This window comes from Segatella albensis DSM 11370 = JCM 12258, assembly GCF_000426565.1.
In the GTDB taxonomy this organism is placed as follows: Bacteria; Bacteroidota; Bacteroidia; order Bacteroidales; family Bacteroidaceae; genus Prevotella; species Prevotella albensis.
Window position 1 is genome coordinate 13,141 of record NZ_AUFP01000018.1, and the last position, 22,565, is coordinate 35,705.

The window sequence follows — 22,565 nt, forward strand, 5'->3', positions numbered from 1 at the left end:
AATACCTTTTATTATATATAATAAGGTGTATTTTGATTCTATCAATTTAAGGTTTCAGTTGTGTTACATCAAGTTTGCAGTTTTTTGTCAGATGAGACACTACCAATTGACCATTACGCTTCACAAATTGCTCATCCCTGCAAGGACGTAAATCCATGACATCATTAGGATAAGCTGTAACTCGCCTCAACAAGATATTCACATGATTGAAATACACATGATTTACCTTTCCATAAGAATCTCCTCCTACATAACATCCATTCTCACTAGTCGCATAAATATTATTAAAGAATATTCTGCTCACCTCGCCACAATGTCCCTTGGTCTCACCCTCCGGAAAACGCCAGTTGGCATCTTTATGGTTGCCATTGGCCCGAGGAAAAGAGGTAACATAGATAGGTTCTGCCTTGCCCCACCATACATCACTCCACAACTGACAATCCAGGATGATATTAGAGAATACGACATTGGTAACGGTTCCTTCGTCCCGATTCTGAATACCCAGACCTCTGTTGCTGGCTGTTATCACACAATTATCAAACAGCACGTTACTGATGGAATCCATATTCTCGCTACCAATCTTTATGGCGCAACTGCGAGAGGTCATCGTACAGTTGGAGACAACAATATCCTTACACGGACCATATTCTTTATATTCACGACGGTTCTTCAGACAGATACAGTCGTCACCCGACGTGATATGGCAATTCGAAATCCTTACATTCCTACTATGATCGATATCAATACCATCTCCATTTCTGATCTTCAAATTATTCAGAAGTTGGATACCGTCTATCGTTACCCCTTCGCAACCGATGAGATGAACAGTCCAATAGGCTCCGTTCTGAATGGTGACGTCGCGAATTGTAAGATTACGAATTCCCATCAAAGTGAGCACATGAGGGCGCGGATCAAAGGTCGTTACAGGTTTCAGTTCATAGGAATCTGCCAATTCCTTGCCCATAAACGCCACTCCGTTACCATCAATGATACCCTTACCGGTTATCGAAACATTTTCAATATTCCGAGAATATATCCACATCATACCTTCACCTTCGTTCTTTCCAAAGGCACTTAAATGATATATCGACTCATCAGGATTAGCTTTCCACACAGCATTAGATTCCAAAAATATGGAGATATTCGATTTCAGTTCGACAGGACCGGACACGAAAACATGATTGGAAGGGAAGACGACAACGCCACCACCCGCTTGTGAACAAGCATCTATGGCGCGCTGAATACTTACAGCATCGTCATGACTACCATTTCCCCAAGCGCCAAAATCTATCACATTATAGTCTTTGGCTATTAAGCTGAACGGAAATAATAATAGTATGAATAGTGTTCTAAATCTCATGGTTTATCTATAACATGGCAAATATATTAATTTTGATTCTTTTTAGCAAATTTTTAACCAAGTTTTTTCTACTTCATACCTACGATTCTAATCAGCAAGCATCATTTTTCCCGAACGAATCCCGAAGGCATCCCGAAGAGTATATTTTTGTAATATTTAAACTTTGCCGAAAAACTGTTAAAAGAAAAAGTTACAGTTTTTTGCTTCATCTAGGAAATATACGAGTCAATAAGACCTTGAAAAGCGTGAAAAATGTTCCCCAAGAAGTTGACTTTTTGAACGAAGTTAACTTCATCGGCTTACGCAGTTAACTTCGTAAGTTCACACGAATAGGTATATAGTCTTACGCAGTTAACTGGAGAAGGCTATATCCGGTATATTTGGGGGAGAAAAATAGATACTAAAAATACAAATCACTGATAATCAGAAGATTATGCTTTGTCCGTAATTATAATATTCATAATCACCCCATCATTATTTCTGAATTCGCGAATTATGAGCGCCTTTTTAAGGGCGAAAATTTAAGAATGAAAGGTATTTTAAACTTTGGCGGCTGGATAAGTTTCTAACGATATAGGGATGAGTTTAACCATAAAGAAACAATATGTTCATAACATTTTACGTTCCTATATTATGAAGCATCACAGACAATGGGTATGAATATGATAATAGAAAAGTTTCGACGTTTTTTCCATATGAAAAATCATCAAGACAGAGCTACGCAGGACAGTGTAGCCTTCGATGCAGTCAACAAAAAAGCCGCTGCAATTCTCCGGAAGATTACAGCATACGATATGCCGCTGGTTCCGCTTAAAAACGACACGTCTTCCTATCATCTATTGGTATAAGAAGGAAGGGGAAAAGTGGAGACACTTTAATTGTGAGCGAGGGGATGTTCAAACAGGTATCTATGCAGAGAATGATGACGAGATGGTTCAGATAACCGTTTACAGCAGCCTGTCAGATTATGCCTTACAGCATTTTGTCTTGTGGAGGGAGCACAACGGCCGCGATCCGTATCGGAAGTACGATGATTTCATGGAGGAATGCCTCTGCATCGTGTACCCTGAACGGAAATTCCGCCGACATCCCGAATATGATGACCAAAAATACGCAAAACTTGATGCTGACTATCTGAAAGGTCATTCCTTTTCAAAATAGCTTAAACTTTTCCTGCCACTAAGAAGCAGAGAAGTATTGGCATATTTTTATTTCTTATATCAATCTCATGTCCTACATTTCTGACGAACTATTTCTTTTCATGTTTAAAATAATAAATTAAAATTGTTGTAATAATTGTATAGGCAAAACTCTCCTATATTATGATATTCTTCAAATTTAATTCTTTAGCGGACGAGAATTGACATTCAAGCGCATTAAACATCCAACACATGATTAGTAATAAGATTGGGTAAGTCCATTTCTTTTTTATTGTATATATATCTTGAACTTCAACGAGTTATACATTTTTGGATAAATATCGCACAAAACTTATATATTCTTACAAATTTACGGCAATTATCGTATTTTTTATACAATTTATTTGGTTATTTCAACATAAAGTTGTAGTTTTGCAGTCATCAACCGTATAATAATACATAAGATGAAGATAAAGAATCAAAGAATGGAAACTCTGAAGATGCTTATTTCCAGTCAGGAACTAAGCACTCAGGAAGAAGTACTACAAGCACTTGCAAAAGAAGGTTTTCAACTGACTCAGGCAACACTAAGCCGCGACTTGAAACAACTGAAAGTTGCAAAAGCTGCCAGTATGAATGGAAAATACGTATATGTATTGCCTAACGAAACCATGTACAAACGTATCACCAATCCTATGACAGCACAGGAAATGCTTCGCACTCCAGGATTTCTTTCTATCAACTTCTCAGGCAACATGGCTGTCATCAAAACACGCCCTGGCTACGCAAGTAGCATCGCATACAATATCGACAACAGCGATTTTCAAGGAATACTTGGCACTATCGCCGGCGACGACACCATATTTATCGTTATACGACAGGGCGCTACCCAGAAAGACATTTTGAAAGGATTGAAAAAGATAATATCTAATATGGATCAAGAGGGTTAATCCCCCGACACAATAAAAATTAAGCAATGGAAGAAATAAAAGTTATGGTAGCCGACGAATCACATATAAAATATGTCGACACCATACTACAGACAATTGCTGATGCGGCTAAAGTTCGTGGCACAGGTATAGCCAAGCGTTCTCCAGAATACGTGGCCACAAAAATGAAAGAAGCTAAAGCTGTCATCGCTTTGCAAGGTGAGAAATTCGCTGGTTTCAGTTATATTGAAACTTGGGGTAACAAGCAGTATGTCACAACATCTGGTCTTATTGTTCATCCTGATTTCAGAGGTTTAGGACTGGCAAAAAGAATCAAGAATATGACCTTTACCCTTGCACGTAAGCGATGGCCGCTGGCTAAAATCTTCTCTTTGACATCAGGTTCTGCGGTAATGAAAATGAATACTCAGTTGGGATATCATCCTGTAACATTTGCAGACTTGACAGATGACGAAAGTTTTTGGCACGGATGCGAGGGTTGTATCAACCGTGATGTGCTACATCGAACGAATCGCAGATATTGCATCTGCACAGCAATGCTTTTTGACCCAGAAGAGCATCTACCTGCTAAAATACCTGATGACGTTATGCAGCGAATCTACAAAATCGACGCAGGCGAAAAAGGATAATAATAAATTAAAACGAAAAAACTATGGCAAAGAAAAAAGTTGTTGTCGCCTTTAGTGGAGGCCTCGACACATCATATACAGTTATGAAACTAGCCCAGGAGGGTTGGGAGGTTTATGCAGCATGTGCTAACACCGGTGGATTCAGCGATGAACAGTTGAAGACAAATGAGCAAAATGCGTATAAACTTGGTGCAACAAAGTATGTCACACTTGATGTCACACACGAATATTACGAGAAATCCTTGAAATATATGATCTTTGGTAATGTTCTGCGCAACAACTGCTACCCTATCTCGGTATCCTCAGAGCGTATCTTCCAAGCTATCGCCATCGCAAGATATGCAAATGAGATCAAAGCCGATGCTATCGCACACGGTTCTACTGGAGCTGGCAATGACCAGATTCGTTTTGATATGACTTTCTTGGTTATGGCTCCGGGAGTAGAGATTATCACGCTCACACGTGACCATGCACTTAGCCGTAAGGAAGAGGTTGACTATCTGAACGAACATGGATTCTTTGCTGACTTTACAAAATTAAAATACTCTTATAACGTAGGCATTTGGGGTACAAGTATCTGTGGTGGTGAGATTTTGGATCCCACACAGGGGTTACCAGAGGAGGCCTATCTAAAACATGTGACAGAGCATCAGGAGACTGAACTCAAAATTACTTTCAAGAAGGGTGAAATTGAGGCTGTCAATGGTGAACACTTCGATGATAAAATCAAAGCGATACAGAAAATCGAAGAAATCGGTGCGGCTTATGCTATCGGACGTGATTGCAATGTGGGTGATACGATCATCGGCATCAAGGGACGTGTCGGATTCGAAGCTGCGGCACCAAAACTTATCATCGAGGCTCATCGTCTACTGGAAAAGAGTACGCTCAGCAAGTGGCAACAGTACTGGAAGGACCAGGTAGGAAACTGGTATGGTATGTTCCTGCATGAGAGTCAGTATCTAGAGCCTGTAATGCCGGATATAGAGGCTATGCTCACAAGTTCTCAACGTCATGTGAATGGTACTGCAATTTTGAAACTTCATCCTTATGGATTCCAGACTGTCGGTATTGACTCTGAAGATGACCTGACAAAGAGCAAACTGGGTGAATATGGAGAAATGCAGCATGGATGGACAGCACAAGATGCAAAAGGTTTCATCAAGGTAAGTTCTACGCCACTTCGTGTATACTATGGTATGCATCCTGACGAAAAGAGATAACAAGATATCGAAGAAAGAGAGATTTTATGATAAAAATAGGAATTTTAGGTGCTGCTGGTTATACGGGGGGAGAACTTATCCGCCTGTTAATCAACCATCCGAATGCAGAAATCGTATTTGCAAACAGCGAAAGTAATGCAGGAAACCTCATCGCTGATGTGCATGAAGGACTTTATGGAGAGACTGATTTAAAGTTTACTTCTGAAATGCCTTTCGATGCTGTGGATGTCGTATTTTTCTGTTTCGGACATGGAAAAAGTGAAGCCTTCTTGAAGGAGCATGAGATACCTGCAAGCGTAAAAATCATCGACTTGGCTCAGGATTTCCGACTCGCTCCTGACGAAGTTATCAACACTCAGCATCCAACAACATCCCAACATGATTTCGTATATGGTTTACCTGAAATAAATGAATCTAAAATAGCCACAGCTCAGCACGTAGCGAATCCGGGATGCTTTGCAACTTGCATTCAACTCGGATTACTACCTGCTGCTCAAATGCACTTGCTGGACAAGGATGTGTCAGTAAATGCGATCACGGGTAGCACCGGAGCAGGTCAAAAGCCTGGGGCAACGACTCATTTTTCATGGAGAAACAATAATCTAAGTATCTATAAAGCTTTCAAGCATCAGCATGTGCCTGAGATAAGACAAAGTTTAAAACAGGTTCAAGGTTATCTGGATGCGAATATTGACTTTATACCATACCGTGGTGATTTCGCAAGAGGTATCTTCGCTACTGAGGTCGTAAAGACGGAAAAACCTCTTGAAGATATCGTGAAAGGATATAAAGAATTCTACAAGGATGCGCCTTTTACGCACTATGTAGATAAAGCTCTGGATTTAAAACAGGTAGTTAATACTAATAAATGCCTGATTCATGTAGACAAGATCGATGATAAACTGCTTATCACTTCTTGCATCGACAATCTTCTGAAAGGTGCAGTTGGCCAAGCAGTACAGAACATGAATATCATGTTCGACATTGATCAGACAACGGGTTTAAAACTGAAAAGTACTGCATTTTAATGAAATTATTCGACGTATATCCACTGTTCGATGTAAATATTGTCAAAGGTAAAGGCTGTAAGGTATGGGACGAAAAGGGTCAGGAATATCTTGACCTCTATGGCGGACATGCCGTTATCAGCATCGGACACTGTCATCCTCACTATGTAGAAAAGATGACAAAACAACTCCAAGAGTTGGGATTCTATTCAAATTCTGTTATCAACAAACTTCAACAGGAAGTTGCACAACGATTAGGAAAAATCAGTGGCTATGAAGATTACCAGTTCTTTCTAATCAATTCTGGTGCCGAAGCTAATGAAAATGCTCTGAAATTAGCATCTTTCACAAACGGAAGAAAGCGTGTTCTCTCTGCTGAGAAAGCCTTCCATGGTCGTACTTCCTTGGCTGTAGAGGTAACCAACAATCCTAAAATCATAGCCCCTATCAACGACAATGGGCATGTGACATATCTCCCTATCAATGACTTGAGTGCTTGGGAAAAAGAACTCGCCAAAGGTGATGTCTGTGCTTGTATCATTGAATGTATACAGGGTGTCGGTGGGTGCAATATGGTTGACAAGGAATTCGCACAAGGTCTGCAGGCTGCCTGCAAGAAGTACGGAGCGTTCCTGATCTGTGATGAGATACAATGTGGATATGGAAGAACAGGAAAATTCTTCGCACATCAATGGTTAGATATCAAACCGGACCTGATAACTGTTGCCAAAGGTATCGGTAATGGATTTCCTATGGCTGGCGTTCTCATCTCACCGGAGTTTAAACCTGTTTACGGACAGTTAGGCACAACTTTCGGAGGAAACCATTTGGCATGTACCGCTGCACTGGCTGTACTTGACGTTTTCGAAAAGGAAGGACTTGTAGAGAATGCTCATCTCGTCGGTGAGTATCTCATTGACGAACTCAAAGAATTACAGCAACGCACTAGCCATATTCTCGAAATACGTGGACGCGGACTCATGGTAGGTGTTGTACTGGACATTCCTCAAAAAGAGGTTCGTAGCAAACTGATTTATGAGCAACATTGCTTCACAGGTTGTGCTTCAACAAATATACTAAGGATTCTACCTCCTCTGATTCTTTCAAGATCAGAAGTAGATGAGTTTATCCAGAAACTGGAAACTGTACTTAATGAACTATAATTCTTAAAAGATGAAAATAGCCATAATAGGAGCTGGTGCCATGGGCGGAAGTTTCGCTGAGGGATTGTTAAAAGGTAGTATCTTCAATCCTTCTGACATTACTATTGCCAACCCCCACAAAGACAAATTGCAACGTTTCTCTAATTTAGGAGCGAATACAACGACGAATAATATCGAAGCTATAAAAGATGCTGATATCATTGCTATCGTTGTAAAGCCATGGTTAGTAGAACAGGTAATCAATGAAATCAAAGATAGTATCGACTACAACCATCAGATCATCATCAACATGGCAGCTGCTATCAAGGCTGACACTTTATTTAGTTGGCTTGACAAAAATGGTCAGAAGCCCGTATTGTTCCAGGTTATTCCAAATATTGCCATAGCCCAAAAGGCTTCTATGACCTTCATTGTTCCGTGTGGAGCAAGCCACAAACAGACCTCCATCGTCAAAGAAGTCTTCGATGATTTAGGAAAGAGCCTCATCACGGACGAAACACACCTCGGAGCAGGTACTACCCTCGCCAGTTGTGGAATAGCTTATGCCATGAGATATGTCAGAGCAGCTTCTGAAGGTGGTGTAGAATTAGGGTTCAAAGCCGATATTGCTAAAGAGATCGTATTACAGACCTTAAAAGGAGCTGTCGAGTTGTTACAAACAACAGGAATGCATCCCGAAACTGCCATTGATCAGGTGACGACACCAGGCGGACTAACAATCAAGGGATTAAATACCATGGAAAAAAACGGTTTTTCAAATGCAGTAATAGAAGGATTGAAAGCAGGATTGAAATAAAATTCTCACAATACTTTACAAAATGCTGCACACATCAAAACATAATGTGCAGCATTTTTATTTTTATTTAGATTACAAAAAATAAAAAGGCGATACCCATAAAACAAATAAGAAATTATTTTGTATTTTTGGAACGAAAAAAACGAATAAAATTATGGAAGAATCAATCAAACAGATTGGGGAAAGACTAAAAGGTTTACGCGAGGTTCTCGACATACCTGCCGAGGAAGTTGCTGAACTTTGTGACATTTCCTTGGAACATTATCTTAAAATTGAGGCTGGAGAAGCAGATCCTTCTGTCTACAGACTCAGTAAGATTTCCAAAAAATATGGTATCGACCTCGATGTGCTTCTTTTCGGAGAAGAACCTCGCATGAGTAGCTATTACCTCACCCGCAACGGTCAGGGACTGGAAATTGATAAAGGTAATGACTACAAATACCAAAGTCTTGCCAGTGGATTCAGAGGAAGAAAGGTTGACCCTTTCCTTGCTCAGGTAGATCCATTACCTGGTGACAAAAACCATTCTAAGAACACCCATGATGGTCAGGAGTATGATTTCATCCTGAGTGGTGTACTGGAAATAACCATAGAGGATAAAGTATTAACATTATCTCAAGGAGACAGCATCTATTTTGATGCACGTCACCCACATTGTATGCGAGCATTGGAAGGTAAACCTGCCACATTCCTTTGCATTGTTATCTAAATAAAACTAGACTTATGATAGAAAGATTTTTAAAGCAGACTAAATTTTCTTCAGAGGAAGACTTCAAAAAGAATCTGCAGTTTATCGTTCCCGAAAATTTTAATTTCGCGTACGATGTTATGGATGAATGGGCCAAGGAACAACCTAACAAGGTTGCATTACTATGGACCAGTGAAAGAGGCGAAGAGGTAAAAACAACCTTTAAGGAATTTAAGGAACAAACAGACCGTACTGCTGCATATTTCCAAAGTCTGGGAATCAATCGTGGCGATAAAGTAATGTTGATTCTGAAACGCCACTATCAGTGGTGGTTGAGCATGATGGGACTCTGCAAAATCGGAGCAATAGCTATTCCTGCTACTCATATGCTTACTTCTAAGGATATCGAATATAGAAATAAAAGGGCCAGCGTTAAGGCTATTATCTGCTGTAACGATGAATATGTCACTACACAGATTCATGAGGCCATGCCAGCAAGTCCTACCGTTAAAATCTTAGTGGCTGTCAACTCTATGATAGAAGCTGACAAAGCTATACCTGAAGGATTCCACGACTGGCATAAAGAATGGGCTGCAGCCCCGGAATTTCACCGTCCAAACAATGTAAACGATAATGACGATACCATGCTCATGTATTTCACCAGTGGAACAAGCGGTGAACCGAAAATGGTAGCTCACGATTATCTTTATGCTCTGGGACATCTCACAACAGGTGTTTTCTGGCACAATCTGAATGAACATAGTATCCATCTCACCGTTGCTGATACAGGTTGGGGAAAAGCTGTTTGGGGAAAGCTCTATGGCCAATGGTTTGCTGGTGCGACCGTATTTGTTTATGACCACGAGAAGTTTACAGCTGAGAAGATTATGCGAGCTATGGAGAAATACCATGTCACATCATTCTGTGCTCCTCCTACCATATATCGTTTCATGATTCTTGAAGACTTCAGCAAATATGACCTTAGCAATCTACAATATTGCACAACGGCAGGTGAAGCCATGAATCCATCCGTTGAAAATACTTTCTTCAAGAGAACGGGTATTCATATCTATGAAGGATTTGGCCAGACTGAGACCACAATGACTTTAGGAACATTCCCTTGGATTACACCAAAGCCAGGAAGTATGGGAAAGGCTAATCCTCAATATGATGTTCTTCTGCTCCGTCCTGATGGCACGAAGTGCGAGGATGGCGAAAAAGGTGAGATTTGTATCAGCACTATCAATAACAAGCCTATAGGTCTGTTCAAAGGCTACTACAGAGATAACGAGAAGACTCATGAAGCTTGGCATGATGGTATCTACCATACTGGAGATATGGCTTGGAGAGATGAAGATGGCTATTTCTGGTTTGTAGGCCGCACAGATGATGTCATCAAGAGTTCGGGATATCGCATTGGGCCTTTCGAAGTAGAAAATGCACTAATGACTCATCCTGCTGTTATTGAATGTGCAATCACAGGTGTTCCAGACCCAATCCGAGGCATGGTAGTTAAAGCAACTGTGGTTTTAGCTGATAGCTACAAGCCTAAAGCCGGACCTGACTTGATAAAGGAGTTGCAAAATCATGTGAAGCATGTGACAGCACCTTACAAATATCCACGAGTTATCGAATTTGTCGATGAATTACCAAAAACGATTTCCGGTAAAATCCGACGAGTAGAAATTCGTGAAAATGATTCTAAGAAATAATAATGGTATGTGCAGACTGAATAGGTCTGCACACCCTTAAAACAAAGGGAATCCACATACCACTAATAAACATATAAGAGAGATGAAACGTATTGTAGTAAAGGTAGGAAGCAATGTGCTTACCCGAGATGACGGCAAACTTGATGTTACAAGAATGTCGGCTATCGTTGACCAAATTGTTTGGTTGAAGAATCATGGCTATGAAGTAATTCTTGTATCTTCAGGTGCTATGGCTAGTGGTCGTGATGAATTAAAGGTTAACCATAAACTCGATAGTGTAGAACAAAGACAATTATTCTCTGCACTTGGCCAGGTAAAACTTATCGGTCTTTACTATGATCTCTTCCGAGAATATGATGTCCACATCGGACAAGTTCTTACGATGAAAGAGAGTTTCTCTACTAGAGGGGAATATTTAAATCAACGAGCTTGCATGACTGTAATGCTTGAGAATGGTGTTATCCCTATTGTCAATGAGAACGATACTGTGAGCGTAACAGAATTGATGTTCACAGATAACGATGAATTGGCAGGTTTGGTGGCTTCTATGATGGGGGCCAACGCTTTAATTATCCTCAGTAACGTTGATGGTATTTACAACGGAGACCCTAAAGACCCTAAATCTCGGGTTATCCCTATGGTAAACTATGATCGTGACTTAGGAGAATATATTCAGGACTCCAAGAGCGGTTTTGGTCGAGGAGGAATGATAACAAAAACCAATATCGCACGCAAAGTAGCCGAAGAGGGCATTAAAGTGATTATTGCCAATGGTAAGACTTCAAATATTTTAATTGATTTGGTAACAAAGTCACAGGAGACTATGCACACCGAATTTCGCCCAAACCCTTCCCCTACTTCTCAAGTCAAGAAATGGATTGCTCATAGCGAGAGTTTTGCTAAAGGTATTGTACATATCAACGCGAAGGCTGAAGAAGCACTAAAGGGTGATAAGGCTGTAAGTCTACTTTTGGTAGGTGTCACCTCGATAGATGGAGATTTCGAAGAAGGTGACATCATAAACATAGAGGATGCACATGGACAAACCATTGCTGTGGGCAGAAGTGGATATTCATCGGACGAGGCACGAAAGCTTATCGGTGTTCATGACATAAAGCCATTGATTCATTACGACTATCTTTATATGGAATAATATGGAACTAAAGGAGATTTTCAAAAGAACAAAAGAAGCAAGTTATGAACTTACTTCCGTGGACGATAAACGTAGAAATGAAATTCTACAAGCTGTAGCTGAATCCATATTAGAACATCAGGATGAACTTCTGAAAGCTAACCTTGCCGACTTAGCACGAATGGATTCCAGTAACCCATTATACGACAGACTGCAACTTACAGAAAACCGTCTGAAGGACATTGCTTCTGACATGATAAACGTCAGTAAGTTGCCTTCTCCTTTAGGTCGCATTCTAAAAGAAAAGACTTTAGATAATGGACTACATCTACAACGTGTAAGTGTGCCTTTTGGAGTTATCGGCATGATATATGAGGCTCGCCCTAATGTAACCTTCGACGTATTCTCTCTTTGCTTTAAAACTGGAAATGCCTGTATCTTGAAAGGTGGTAAGGATGCTGACAACAGTAATCATGCAGGAGTAAACATTATTAAGGATGTACTCAAGAAATATGGTATCAACGAGCATATTGTAGAACTTCTTCCTGCTACCCATGAGGCTACAGGGGAAATGCTGAATGCCGTAGGTTATGTCGACTTGGTTATACCACGCGGTGGACGAAAACTTATCGACTTTGTACGAGATCATGCAAAAGTACCTTGCATAGAAACTGGTGCCGGAGTGGTAAACACTTATTTGGATGAAGACGGTGACATTGATATGGCTGCCCGAATCATCAACAACGCAAAGACAAGAAGAGTAAGTGTATGCAATGCTCTAGACTGTTTGATCGTTCATTCCGCACAACTACCTTATTTATATCAGGTATGCAAACCTTTGACTGAGAACAAGGTAACCCTTTATGCAGATGAGCGTGCCTTTGCTGCGTTATACGGGAAATATCCCAATAGTCTGCTTGAGCATGCTTCTTCTGACAGTTTCGGTACTGAATATATGGATTATAAGATGGCTATACGAACTGTCGACAGCATAGAGGAGGCGCTCAATCATATTCAGCAATATGGTTCTGGACACAGTGAAGCCATCATCACAAATGACAAACTCAAAGCCCAATTATTCGAGCAACGCGTAGATGCTGCATGTGTCTACGTGAATGCACCTACAAGTTTCACAGATGGTGCACAGTTCGGATTAGGGGCAGAGATTGGAATAAGCACCCAGAAATTAGGTGCAAGAGGACCTATGGCACTAGAAGAAATCACCACATACAAATGGTTGATACAAGGAAACGGACAAATAAGGAAATAAATAATAATCGTATGAAGACATTCTTTAACGTAGAAGACCTCGGCGACTTGACTACAGCTCTCGCCGAAGCACAGGAAGTGAAGAAAAATCGTTTTGCATATCAAGATCTTGGCAAGAACAAGACCTTGTTGATGATATTCTTTAATAATAGCTTGCGTACACGCCTAAGCACACAGAAGGCTGCTATGAATCTAGGCATGAACGTCATTGTACTTGACGTTAACGCTGGTGCTTGGAAACTGGAAACCGAGCGTGGTGTCATCATGGATGGCGACAAGAGCGAGCACCTCTTAGAGGCAATCCCTGTCATGGGTAGTTTCTGTGACCTTATCGGTGTAAGAAGTTTCGCTGGTTTAACCGATCGTGAATATGATTATGCCGAGACTATCGTCAATCAATTCGTCAAATATAGCGGTCGTCCCGTTTTTGCCATGGAAACAGCCACAGTACACCCGCTACAGGCTTTTGCAGACCTTATCACCATCGAGGAACATAAACAAACTAAGCGACCTAAGGTTGTGATGAGTTGGGCACCTCACTGTAGAGCTTTGCCACAAGCAGTACCTAATTCCTTTGCACAATGGATGAACGCTGCGGATGTCGATTTCGTTATCACACATCCTCATGGCTATGAACTCGATCCAAAGTTTGTAGGTGATGCAACTGTAGAATACGACCAAAAGAAGGCCTTGGAAGGCGCAGATTTCGTATATGCAAAGAATTGGAGTTGCCCTGGTGTTGTCAATAAGGATGACTATGGAAAGATCCTCAGTAAAGATATGAGTTGGACTATTGACACTGAGCATATGTCATGGACCAACAATGGTTACTTCTTACATTGCTTGCCTGTACGCCGTGGACTGATCGTTACTGACGATGTCATAGAAAGCGATCATAGTCTGGTAATTCCAGAAGCTGCCAATCGTGAGATTTCAGCAGAAGTTGTCATCAAACGGATGCTCGAAAGTCTCTAATCATTAGATTTAACATGAATGCGATATATCTTGATTTAATCCATTCATGACATATTAATAATAAGAAATAAGGTGATTAAGCTATAGCTTAGTCACCTTATTATATATAGTGCCCGATATATTATCGAAACGATTATTTCGTTGCCAAATAGTTACGAACAGGATTTGCATACATCGCAAGCATACTCTTACGAAGGAAGTCTGTATCTTTGTTCTCAATGTCAATCTTAGCCAACTGACCGTCTATATAACCGTCAAACAGTTTCTTCTGTTCTGCCGTATACTCTGAAGTATACTGAGAATTACCATTCAGTTCATCAAGGGCTACATAATTACCTGGATACAAACGATAATTCGAATGTATTTCATAATCGATATGTTCAGCCACTACACGATACAGGTCTGTCTTTGGCATTTCCGGGTCAAGACTTCTCAAGAAATCATCAAGACATGCGGCAGCATGATAATGCACATGTCCCTTAAAGCCCAAGATACCCGTCTGCATACTGACAATATCATCAGTAGGTCCCTTCTTCCATCCTTCTACATCACGTTTCAACTGGAACTCGCGAGCCTTCAAGAAATCGCAAGGGTCATATTCATAAGAAATAGAAAGAGGTACCAGATGCAAATCAATGAGACGATCGATAACACTACCCTTTCCGCCCATCGTCATCATCTTAAGAATAGCCTCTTGGGTACGATCATCGCTATCCTTTGCACGTCCCTCGCGCTGAGCTATCCAAATATTCTCCTTCTTCTCGTTGATAGAGAAATGCATATACTCAGAAAGGCGCTTACTTGCCATCAGCATCTGGCGCATTGGAAGTCCTCGCTGAACAATAAATGCTTTGTTCACACGAACCAAATCCTTTACCCAAGGCAGCGACAACAGATTGTCACCAATAGCTATTTCACAAGTTGTAGTAAACTTATCATCTACAAGCAATTTGTCCAGAATAGCCGAATCAAGAACGATATCACGATGGTTACTGATAAAAGTATAATTACGTGAATGATCGAGCGAAGTGGCATCCAACTCATAACCGCGGGCAGCCTTATCCATCAAATTGCCGACAAACTCATAAGAGAAAGCCAACTGGAATTCCATATTGGTCTTGCAAGAACGAAGTTTCTGAGCAATAGCTTCGAAAGGTACTTGCGGATACAGATAATTCACCACTTGCTTGAACTGCTCATTTTTCAATAAGCGTTCATATACCTCAGGAAGATCTTCCGGTTCCCAAGGACGAATCTCATCGAATTCTTCTGGTACTTTCATAAGCCTTTAGAATTGGTTTTCTACAATATCACTTAACACTTCCTTGATATCAAGACCTGCAGCACGAACCTGCTGAGGAATGAAACTTGTAGCGGTCATACCTGGGGTGGTATTGATTTCCAGCATATTGATAACATCATTACCCTCCTTGTCTTTAGAGATAATATAATCAATACGGATGATACCATTGGCATGGAGAATATCATAAATCTTGCTGGTCTGCTCAGCCACCTTTGCTGCCGTATCAGGATTCAAGCGAGCTGGAGTAATCTCCTTCACCTGTCCATTGTATTTTGCATCATAATCAAAGAACTCATTCTCGGTAACGACTTCCGTAGCTGGCAAAACCACAGTCTTATCGGCTGTTTTATAGATGCCCTGAGATATCTCCGTTCCATCCAAGAAACCTTCGATCATCACCTCGTCGCTCTCCATGAATGCTACACGAAGAGCTGGGGCCAACTGATCGGCATTCTTTACCTTGCTCACACCAAAACTAGAACCATCGGCAGCTGGTTTCACAAAGCAAGGCATACCGAGACGCTTTTCTATAGCCTCTGGATCGTAGTCTTCACCGCGACGCAATAGTATGCTATCTGCTACCTTGACACCAAAACCGCGAAGATAATTATTGAGAACGAACTTATCGAAGGTCATAGCCTCAACCAGAACGCCACTTGTTGAATATGGCAAATGTATCAAATCAAAGTAACCTTGCATTACGCCATTCTCTCCTGGCTGTCCATGGATTGTAATATATGCATAATCAAAGAATACTGATTTACCATTCAACTTGAACGAGAAATCATTCTTTTCGATTTCTGCAATATCACCATTATCAAGATTGACATGCCAATCGGTACCTTTTACATCTACCAAATAAACATTGTAACGCTCTTTATCAAAGAAAGAGTATAGTCCCTGACCAGAGCGCAGAGAAACATCGTGCTCTGAAGAATCGCCACCACAAACGATGGCAATATTTCTTTTTGTTTCCATTGTTATATATAATATATTTAACTTTCAAATGTGTCCAACGTGGTGCCCTTGATAAAACCACGCCACTTCTCTATCAACGCTGCAAAATCTGCAGGCCATTCACTGGTGAAATCCATCTGCTTGCCCGTGCATGGATGTACAAATCCTAACGTCTTGGCATGAAGCGCCTGACGGGGACAGAGCTTAAAACAGTTCTGGATGAAAGCCTTATACGCACTACTGCGCTGACCTCTCAGTATTTCCATACCTCCATACGTTTCATCGGCAAAGAGCGGATGACCGATATGCTTCATGTGGGCACGAATCTGATGCGTGCGTCCCGTTTCCAAGATACACTCGATGAGTGTCACATAACCGAATCGCTCGATAACACGATAATGCGTGACGGCTGACTTTCCGATACCACTTTCTGGAGAAAAGACTTTCATGCGCAATCGGTTCTTGGGGTCGCGGGCGATATTTCCTTCTATTCTTCCCTCATCTTCTACCATGTTGCCCCACACCAAGGCATTGTAACTACGATGAGTCGTCTTATTGAAAAATTGTTTTCCCAACGATGTCTTGGCTTCCGGTGTCTTTGCCACCACAAGCAGTCCACTCGTATCTTTATCTATACGATGCACAAGTCCAACTTCTGGATTATTGGCATCAAAGGTTTTTAAATCTCTCAGATAATAGGCAATGGCATTGATCAGGGTACCGGTAAAATTACCTGCTCCAGGATGCACCACCATACCGGCTTCTTTGTTGACAACCATGACATCATCATCTTCATAGACAACATTCAATGGGATGTCCTCTGCCACGATACTCGTGTCATGCTTTGGTCGATCGAGCATCAATGTGATTTCATCCTCCGGACGTACCTTATAATTACTCTTCACCGGTTTTCCGTTCACATGGATAAAACCTGCATCAGCCGCATTCTGTATGCGGTTACGACTCTGATAAGGATTTTTTTCGGCCAAAAACTTGTCTATACGTACAGGTGCTTGCCCTGCGTCAACGACAATCTTCCAGTGCTCATAGAGCTGCTGTTCATCGTCATCGTCCAAAATATCTTGATTTAATTTTTCCTCTAACATTATTCTAATACATCTTCTTGATTATGCGAAGAACGACTCTCTGATTCAGATTCCGGACCCGTTACCTCTTCGAAGTCATCCAAGTCACCGGAGTTTTCCTCGTTTATAGGAGAAGCTGGATCGATATAATCCACTGAGTCAGAAGCTGAACGTTGTCCATTTCCCACCTGAATAATCAGAGTCTCTTCTACCGATACCTTATCACCGGCTACGACATGCTTGCCACGAACTAGAATGCCATATACCCAATCGGCCTCACCCGGAATATATTGAGGTGGCCCCAACTTGAATCCCATCGCAGAGAGTTTTGCGATAGCCTCGCGCAAAGAACTGTTGTCGATAACGTCAGGGATTGTAATCGTAGGCGAATGGTCTGAGTTTATAGTCACATAGATCACATGACCCGCCTTCACCTTAACGCCAGGAGCTGGCGACTGTTCCAGAATGCAATCAGGCGGCAAATTCTTGACATAACCTGTATCGGTGACAACCATCTTCAGATCGGCATCATCCAGGATATGCTCAGCATCAGCATACGACTTGTGTAATATATTAGGTATAGGGATAGCTTCTCCATGATGCGTATAGATGTCAATACCATACTTCACGGCCGTACAAAGCAGTACAACGACCATAGTCATAGCAGCCAGGTTACCCCATAGATACTTGCTTTTAAACTTACTTATAAATTCCGATGACGTCATCTATCCTTTTATTTTTGCACAAAGATAGTGCAAATCGGGTAAAATACAAAATAAAAAGCAAACAAAAAGCAGCAAAGAATACTCCTTGCTGCTTCTAGTTCCTTTATCCGACGACGGAACTACACAATAATTACTTACCGTGGTTCTCGTCAGAAACTGTTAATTTCTTACGACCATGTGCACGACGAGATGCCAAAACACGACGGCCATTCTTTGTTGCCATACGCTCACGGAAACCATGCTTGTTCACGCGACGACGATTGTGAGGCTGAAATGTTCTTTTCATTTTCTTATATTATTTATTGTTATTATTCGATTTACCCTAAGTGATGACAAGAGCCACTTTTGCGGTTTACAGGCTGCAAAATTACGGATAATTTTCGAAATAACAAAGTTTTTGCGAGTTTTTAGCTTAATTATTAGTGTTTTTTTCGATAATCTCTTTGATTTTTGGCAATTTTGCAGTAACTTTGCACCCGCAAAAGTGACATAACACGTTTTTATGTTGCATTTTAGCAGACAAGAATAAATTTAAAAATCAAGATAAACAAAATGATTAATTCACAGGAAATTAAAATCGGAACATGTATCCGTATGGATGGTGGCATCTGGAAATGCATCGACTTCCAGCACCGTAAACCAGGTAAGGGTAACACCGTAATGAACACTAAGCTTAAGAACGTTGCCGATGGCCGTGTACTTGATCGTACTTTCCAGGTTGGCTTCAAGCTCGAAGACGTTCGCGTTGAGCATCGTCCTTATCAGTATCTTTACGAAGATTCTACTGGCTATATCTTCATGAACCAGGAAACTTTCGAGCAGATTCCTATCGCTAAGGAGCAGATCACCGGTGTTGCTTTCATGAAGGAAGGTGATGTCGTTGATGTTGTTACTGATACTTCTGACGGTACTATCCTTTCTGCCGAGATGCCTGTTAAGACTACTCTTAAGATTACTGCCAGCGAGCCTGGCGTTAAGGGTAACACAGCAACTAACGCTACAAAACCTGCTACTCTCGAGACTGGTGTTGAGGTTCGCGTTCCTTTGTTCATCAACGAGGGCGAGACTATCCAGGTTGATACTCGCGATGGTAGCTACCTTGGTCGTGTTTCTGAATAATTCTTATTTACAACACATAAGTAGGGACGGATATTCTAAAATCCGTCCCTTCCTATTTTAATCTAAAACATAATGAAATTCTCCATCATTGTTCCTGTATTCAATCGTCCCGACGAGGTTGATGAGTTACTTGAAAGTTTAACCCATCAGAGTGTCAGCAACTTCGAAGTTATTATTGTAGAAGACGGCTCGTCAAAACCATGTTCCGACATTTGCAAGAAATATGAGAGCATATTGGATATTCATTATTATTATAAGGAGAATTCTGGTCCTGGGCAGAGTCGTAACTATGGCGCAGAACGTGCTCAGGGAGAATATCTTCTGATTCTGGATAGCGACGTCGTGCTACCGGAAAATTATATTCGAGCTATCGATGAAGAACTGGGGCACGAACCTGCAGATGCCTTTGGTGGTCCTGACAGAGCACACGATTCCTTCACCGACACGCAGAAAGCTATATCTTATTCGATGACATCATTCTTCACCACAGGTGGTATCCGTGGCGGAAAGAAAAAACTGGATAAATTCTATCCTCGTTCTTTCAATATGGGTATTCGCAAAGATGTGTACACTCGTCTGGGGGGATTCTCCAAGATGCGTTTTGGTGAAGACATCGACTTTAGTATCAGAATCTTCAAGGCGGGATACCGATGCCGTCTGTTTCCGAAAGCTTGGGTCTTCCATAAGCGTCGCACCGACTTCACGAAATTCTTCCGTCAGGTGTACAACAGTGGTATTGCCCGAATCAACCTGTATAAGAAATATCCGGAGAGCTTGAAGCTCGTGCATCTGCTACCGATGGTTTTCACCGTAGGAACGATTCTTCTGATATTAATCTCCCTGATAGGTTTCATTCTCATGGTATGCGACACCAAACAATGGTTGGGCCTCTGTGCTATGCCATGGATACCTATTTTCCTTTATGCCCTTATTATCTTTTCTGACTCTACCCTATCTAACAAAAATGTAAAGATTGGTGTATTGTCTATTGCTTCAGCTTTCATCCAACTCATAGGCTATGGCTTGGGATTCTTGGAATCTTGGTGGAAAAGATGTATTCTCGGAAAAGACGAATTCAGTGCTTTCGAGAAAACATTCTATAAATAATGACTGGTAAACTTAATATCAATGAGTGGGCCGAAGAAGACCGGCCAAGAGAAAAACTAGCAGAACTGGGGGCTGAACATCTAAGTAATGCCGAACTGCTCGCTATATTGATCGGATCGGGGTCGGACAGAGAAAGTGCCGTCGACCTGATGAAGCGGATATTGAAAGACTGCGACAATAATCTGAACGCTTTGGGGAAAATGTCTATTGACGAACTGACCACATATCATGGTATGGGGCCTGCTAAAGCTATCACCATCCTCGCTGCCTGCGAACTGGGCAAAAGGCGTGCTATTGAAAAGGCTATCGAGCGTCCAAATATCAATACTGCCACAGCCATATATAATTATATGCACCCGCGCATGCAAGACCTCGATGTCGAGGAGTTCTATGCCCTATATCTAAATCATCATCTCCAGTTGATCAAAGCTGAGAAACTTTCACATGGGGGTATCACGGAAACTGCCGTCGATATTCGCATCATCATGCGCGAGGCTGTACTCAACAATGCCACCGTACTCGCTGTATGCCACAACCACCCAAGTGGCAATAATCTCCCAAGCAAGGCTGATGACAGACTCACCAACACAATACAGAGGGCGTGCACAGTGATGCGAATTCACTTTCTCGACCACATCATCATCACCGATGGACAATATTATAGTTATCGCGAAAGTGAGCGAATATGAAAAATCATGCTGATTATCTAACGATTTAAGAATTAATTACTATCTTTGCAACAAAAAGATACAATGACACAAGAAGAAAAAACAAAAATAGAAGAACGCATCGTTGATGTGCTGAAAACTGTTTACGACCCTGAAATCCCTGTGGACATCTGGAATCTCGGTATGATCTATAAGATCGATGTGAAGGAAGATGGTGCCGTTGACATCGACATGACATTCACGGCCCCTTCATGCCCTGCTGCCGACTTCATCCTCGAAGATGTAAGAACTAAGGTGGAAAGCGTACAAGGTGTGACATCAGCCAACGTAAACTTGGTCTTTGAACCTGCATGGGATCAGAGCATGATGAGCGAAGAGGCAAAAATAGAATTGGGTTTCGAATAGAAGAATATGGGAAAGAATGTTTATTTCTTAAGCGATGCTCATCTGGGCTCACTCGCCATTGAGCATGGACGAACACAAGAACGCAGACTGGTGAGATTTCTTGATTCTATCAAGGAAAAAGCATCTGCGATTTATCTCTTGGGCGACATGTTCGACTTCTGGAATGAGTACAAATATGTTGTTCCCAAAGGTTACACTCGCTTCCTCGGCAAACTTTCCGAACTTACAGACAGGGGCATCGAGGTGCATTTCTTTACCGGTAATCACGACATCTGGACTTATGGTTATCTGGAGAAGGAATGCGGACTTATCGTCCATCGTAAACCTATCACTACCGAGATTTATGGCAAGATTTTCTTCCTCGCTCATGGTGATGGGCTTGGCGACCCTGACAACAAGTTTAAGTTGCTGAGAAAGATTTTTCACAACCGCACTTGTCAGAAGTTCTTCAACTCCATACATCCTCGCTGGGGAATGGCCTTAGGCTTAAACTGGGCTAAGCATAGCAGACTGAAGCGAATGGATGGCAGGGAGGTTCCATATTTGGGCGAAGACAAGGAATTTCTGGTGACGTTCACCAAGAACTACCTCAAGAGCCACGACAACATCGACTATTTCATCTATGGACATCGACATATAGAACTCCGATTGATGCTTTCTCGCAAAGCACAGATGTTGATTCTCGGAGACTGGATTTGGCAGTTTACTTACGCCGTCTTTGATGGCGAGAACATGTTCATGGAGCAATACGTCGAGGGAGAGACGAATCCATGATTTTTCATCCGAAGGTCTTTCGAGATTTCTTCGAGACAGCGCGCTTTGTCTTTCGGAGCTCTCTGCAGGCCTTATCAACGTTGACGGCTGCAAAGGTACGGAGAAATTTTGAAAAGTGAATCAAAAAAAACGGATGTTGAAAGTCAACATTCTGCAAAATGCTATATATCAGCACTTTACAAAGTTGCTGCCATTTCTATAATTGGGGGATGGCGAGGTGAAAATCGCTTAATCTGCGATTCCAGCGGGTGATTCGAGGAACAAATCAGCCCATCTCAACGTGATATGTAATCAGTAATCAGTTATTCAGTTAATCAGTTTTTTATCAAGGCTGAGAAAAATGTGAAAAAGAGAGTATAATATATAAATATATATATAT

Annotated in this window: 23 protein-coding genes; 17 read left to right on the forward strand and 6 right to left on the reverse strand. The window is 41.4% G+C overall.

Annotated elements, in window-relative coordinates:
• Positions 1 to 46 precede the first annotated feature (46 nt).
• A complete protein-coding gene (locus tag K333_RS0108605) occupies positions 47 to 1,360 on the reverse strand; it encodes a glycoside hydrolase family 28 protein (protein ID WP_024990449.1) in 1,314 nt (437 codons plus the stop codon).
• A 741-nt stretch (positions 1,361 to 2,101) separates the two neighbouring features.
• Between K333_RS0108605 and K333_RS13205 the strand changes: the two genes are divergently transcribed.
• The 12 genes from K333_RS13205 (at position 2,102) to K333_RS0108675 (ending at position 14,043) form a co-directional block, all read left to right on the forward strand.
• Entirely contained in the window at positions 2,102 to 2,521 is a 420-nt protein-coding gene (locus K333_RS13205; RefSeq protein WP_024990450.1) for a hypothetical protein, read from the forward strand.
• A 442-nt stretch (positions 2,522 to 2,963) separates the two neighbouring features.
• Positions 2,964 to 3,449 carry an arginine repressor gene (gene argR / locus K333_RS0108625; protein WP_024990451.1) on the forward strand — a complete coding sequence of 162 codons (486 nt, stop codon included), beginning with the start codon at positions 2,964 to 2,966 and terminating at the stop codon, positions 3,447 to 3,449.
• 26 nt (positions 3,450 to 3,475) lie between these two features.
• Positions 3,476 to 4,078, forward strand: a complete 603-nt coding sequence (locus K333_RS0108630) for a GNAT family N-acetyltransferase (RefSeq protein WP_024990452.1) — start codon at positions 3,476 to 3,478, stop codon at positions 4,076 to 4,078.
• A gap of 23 nt (positions 4,079 to 4,101) precedes the next feature.
• Positions 4,102 to 5,301 carry an argininosuccinate synthase gene (locus K333_RS0108635; RefSeq protein WP_024990453.1) on the forward strand — a complete coding sequence of 400 codons (1,200 nt, stop codon included), beginning with the start codon at positions 4,102 to 4,104 and terminating at the stop codon, positions 5,299 to 5,301.
• Between the two features lie 26 nt (positions 5,302 to 5,327).
• A complete protein-coding gene (gene argC / locus K333_RS0108640) occupies positions 5,328 to 6,329 on the forward strand; it encodes an N-acetyl-gamma-glutamyl-phosphate reductase (RefSeq protein ID WP_024990454.1) in 1,002 nt (333 codons plus the stop codon).
• Positions 6,329 to 7,471 (forward strand): aspartate aminotransferase family protein, encoded by a 1,143-nt coding sequence (locus K333_RS0108645; RefSeq protein WP_024990455.1) that lies wholly within the window; start codon positions 6,329 to 6,331, stop codon positions 7,469 to 7,471. The genes argC and K333_RS0108645 overlap by 1 nt, the downstream gene beginning before the upstream one ends.
• A gap of 10 nt (positions 7,472 to 7,481) precedes the next feature.
• Positions 7,482 to 8,267: a pyrroline-5-carboxylate reductase family protein gene (locus K333_RS0108650; protein WP_024990456.1), complete on the forward strand. Its 786-nt coding sequence runs from the start codon at positions 7,482 to 7,484 to the stop codon at positions 8,265 to 8,267.
• A 154-nt stretch (positions 8,268 to 8,421) separates the two neighbouring features.
• Positions 8,422 to 8,976: a helix-turn-helix domain-containing protein gene (locus K333_RS0108655; protein ID WP_024990457.1), complete on the forward strand. Its 555-nt coding sequence runs from the start codon at positions 8,422 to 8,424 to the stop codon at positions 8,974 to 8,976.
• Between the two features lie 14 nt (positions 8,977 to 8,990).
• The gene (locus K333_RS0108660) at positions 8,991 to 10,667 is read left to right on the forward strand and encodes an AMP-binding protein (protein WP_024990458.1); all 1,677 of its coding nucleotides are present in this window, start codon (positions 8,991 to 8,993) and stop codon (positions 10,665 to 10,667) included.
• A gap of 82 nt (positions 10,668 to 10,749) precedes the next feature.
• The gene (proB, locus tag K333_RS0108665; RefSeq protein ID WP_024990459.1) at positions 10,750 to 11,820 is read left to right on the forward strand and encodes a glutamate 5-kinase; all 1,071 of its coding nucleotides are present in this window, start codon (positions 10,750 to 10,752) and stop codon (positions 11,818 to 11,820) included.
• 1 nt (position 11,821) lies between these two features.
• Positions 11,822 to 13,069: a glutamate-5-semialdehyde dehydrogenase gene (locus K333_RS0108670; protein ID WP_024990460.1), complete on the forward strand. Its 1,248-nt coding sequence runs from the start codon at positions 11,822 to 11,824 to the stop codon at positions 13,067 to 13,069.
• Between the two features lie 11 nt (positions 13,070 to 13,080).
• A complete protein-coding gene (locus K333_RS0108675) occupies positions 13,081 to 14,043 on the forward strand; it encodes a Rossmann-fold NAD(P)-binding domain-containing protein (RefSeq protein WP_024990461.1) in 963 nt (320 codons plus the stop codon).
• Between the two features lie 133 nt (positions 14,044 to 14,176).
• Here the strand turns inward: K333_RS0108675 and K333_RS0108680 are convergent, their stop codons facing one another.
• From K333_RS0108680 to rpmH, 5 genes are all read right to left on the reverse strand, one after another.
• Positions 14,177 to 15,325 carry a 1-acyl-sn-glycerol-3-phosphate acyltransferase gene (locus tag K333_RS0108680; protein ID WP_024990462.1) on the reverse strand — a complete coding sequence of 383 codons (1,149 nt, stop codon included), beginning with the start codon at positions 15,323 to 15,325 and terminating at the stop codon, positions 14,177 to 14,179.
• A 6-nt stretch (positions 15,326 to 15,331) separates the two neighbouring features.
• Complete coding sequence (locus K333_RS0108685; RefSeq protein ID WP_024990463.1) at positions 15,332 to 16,324, reverse strand: D-alanine--D-alanine ligase; 993 nt, start codon at positions 16,322 to 16,324, stop codon at positions 15,332 to 15,334.
• Positions 16,325 to 16,341: 17 nt separating this feature from the next.
• The gene (locus K333_RS0108690) at positions 16,342 to 17,409 is read right to left on the reverse strand and encodes an RluA family pseudouridine synthase (RefSeq protein WP_024990464.1); all 1,068 of its coding nucleotides are present in this window, start codon (positions 17,407 to 17,409) and stop codon (positions 16,342 to 16,344) included.
• Positions 17,409 to 18,113: a PASTA domain-containing protein gene (locus K333_RS0108695; protein WP_024990465.1), complete on the reverse strand. Its 705-nt coding sequence runs from the start codon at positions 18,111 to 18,113 to the stop codon at positions 17,409 to 17,411. The genes K333_RS0108690 and K333_RS0108695 overlap by 1 nt, the downstream gene beginning before the upstream one ends.
• Before the next feature lie 130 nt (positions 18,114 to 18,243).
• A complete protein-coding gene (rpmH, locus tag K333_RS0108700; RefSeq protein ID WP_004378018.1) occupies positions 18,244 to 18,399 on the reverse strand; it encodes a 50S ribosomal protein L34 in 156 nt (51 codons plus the stop codon).
• Positions 18,400 to 18,665: 266 nt separating this feature from the next.
• On the opposite strand from rpmH, the gene efp reads away from it, so the two are divergent.
• From efp to K333_RS0108725, 5 genes are all read left to right on the forward strand, one after another.
• The gene (gene efp, locus K333_RS0108705; RefSeq protein ID WP_024990466.1) at positions 18,666 to 19,232 is read left to right on the forward strand and encodes an elongation factor P; all 567 of its coding nucleotides are present in this window, start codon (positions 18,666 to 18,668) and stop codon (positions 19,230 to 19,232) included.
• Positions 19,233 to 19,304: 72 nt separating this feature from the next.
• Positions 19,305 to 20,339, forward strand: coding sequence for a glycosyltransferase (locus K333_RS0108710; RefSeq protein WP_027452577.1), 1,035 nt, complete (start codon positions 19,305 to 19,307; stop codon positions 20,337 to 20,339).
• Positions 20,339 to 21,028: a RadC family protein gene (gene radC, locus K333_RS0108715; protein WP_024990467.1), complete on the forward strand. Its 690-nt coding sequence runs from the start codon at positions 20,339 to 20,341 to the stop codon at positions 21,026 to 21,028. Before K333_RS0108710 ends, radC begins: the two co-directional genes overlap by 1 nt.
• Positions 21,029 to 21,091: 63 nt before the next feature.
• A complete protein-coding gene (locus K333_RS0108720) occupies positions 21,092 to 21,412 on the forward strand; it encodes a metal-sulfur cluster assembly factor (protein ID WP_024990468.1) in 321 nt (106 codons plus the stop codon).
• Between the two features lie 6 nt (positions 21,413 to 21,418).
• Positions 21,419 to 22,186, forward strand: coding sequence for a UDP-2,3-diacylglucosamine diphosphatase (locus K333_RS0108725; RefSeq protein WP_027452578.1), 768 nt, complete (start codon positions 21,419 to 21,421; stop codon positions 22,184 to 22,186).
• The last annotated feature ends 379 nt before the right edge of the window (positions 22,187 to 22,565 follow it).

Excerpts from the sequence above, each read along its gene's own strand:
- K333_RS0108605 (WP_024990449.1), bottom strand. The coding sequence starts at position 1,360 with ATGAGATTTAGAACACTATTCATACTATTATTATTTCCGTTCAGCTTA.
- K333_RS13205 (WP_024990450.1), top strand. The coding sequence starts at position 2,102 with ATGCAGTCAACAAAAAAGCCGCTGCAATTCTCCGGAAGATTACAGCAT.
- argR (WP_024990451.1), top strand. The coding sequence starts at position 2,964 with ATGAAGATAAAGAATCAAAGAATGGAAACTCTGAAGATGCTTATTTCC.
- K333_RS0108630 (WP_024990452.1), top strand. The coding sequence starts at position 3,476 with ATGGAAGAAATAAAAGTTATGGTAGCCGACGAATCACATATAAAATAT.
- K333_RS0108635 (WP_024990453.1), top strand. The coding sequence starts at position 4,102 with ATGGCAAAGAAAAAAGTTGTTGTCGCCTTTAGTGGAGGCCTCGACACA.
- argC (WP_024990454.1), top strand. The coding sequence starts at position 5,328 with ATGATAAAAATAGGAATTTTAGGTGCTGCTGGTTATACGGGGGGAGAA.
- K333_RS0108645 (WP_024990455.1), top strand. The coding sequence starts at position 6,329 with ATGAAATTATTCGACGTATATCCACTGTTCGATGTAAATATTGTCAAA.
- K333_RS0108650 (WP_024990456.1), top strand. The coding sequence starts at position 7,482 with ATGAAAATAGCCATAATAGGAGCTGGTGCCATGGGCGGAAGTTTCGCT.
- K333_RS0108655 (WP_024990457.1), top strand. The coding sequence starts at position 8,422 with ATGGAAGAATCAATCAAACAGATTGGGGAAAGACTAAAAGGTTTACGC.
- K333_RS0108660 (WP_024990458.1), top strand. The coding sequence starts at position 8,991 with ATGATAGAAAGATTTTTAAAGCAGACTAAATTTTCTTCAGAGGAAGAC.
- proB (WP_024990459.1), top strand. The coding sequence starts at position 10,750 with ATGAAACGTATTGTAGTAAAGGTAGGAAGCAATGTGCTTACCCGAGAT.
- K333_RS0108670 (WP_024990460.1), top strand. The coding sequence starts at position 11,822 with ATGGAACTAAAGGAGATTTTCAAAAGAACAAAAGAAGCAAGTTATGAA.
- K333_RS0108675 (WP_024990461.1), top strand. The coding sequence starts at position 13,081 with ATGAAGACATTCTTTAACGTAGAAGACCTCGGCGACTTGACTACAGCT.
- K333_RS0108680 (WP_024990462.1), bottom strand. The coding sequence starts at position 15,325 with ATGAAAGTACCAGAAGAATTCGATGAGATTCGTCCTTGGGAACCGGAA.
- K333_RS0108685 (WP_024990463.1), bottom strand. The coding sequence starts at position 16,324 with ATGGAAACAAAAAGAAATATTGCCATCGTTTGTGGTGGCGATTCTTCA.
- K333_RS0108690 (WP_024990464.1), bottom strand. The coding sequence starts at position 17,409 with ATGTTAGAGGAAAAATTAAATCAAGATATTTTGGACGATGACGATGAA.
- K333_RS0108695 (WP_024990465.1), bottom strand. The coding sequence starts at position 18,113 with ATGACGTCATCGGAATTTATAAGTAAGTTTAAAAGCAAGTATCTATGG.
- rpmH (WP_004378018.1), bottom strand. The coding sequence starts at position 18,399 with ATGAAAAGAACATTTCAGCCTCACAATCGTCGTCGCGTGAACAAGCAT.
- efp (WP_024990466.1), top strand. The coding sequence starts at position 18,666 with ATGATTAATTCACAGGAAATTAAAATCGGAACATGTATCCGTATGGAT.
- K333_RS0108710 (WP_027452577.1), top strand. The coding sequence starts at position 19,305 with ATGAAATTCTCCATCATTGTTCCTGTATTCAATCGTCCCGACGAGGTT.
- radC (WP_024990467.1), top strand. The coding sequence starts at position 20,339 with ATGACTGGTAAACTTAATATCAATGAGTGGGCCGAAGAAGACCGGCCA.
- K333_RS0108720 (WP_024990468.1), top strand. The coding sequence starts at position 21,092 with ATGACACAAGAAGAAAAAACAAAAATAGAAGAACGCATCGTTGATGTG.
- K333_RS0108725 (WP_027452578.1), top strand. The coding sequence starts at position 21,419 with ATGGGAAAGAATGTTTATTTCTTAAGCGATGCTCATCTGGGCTCACTC.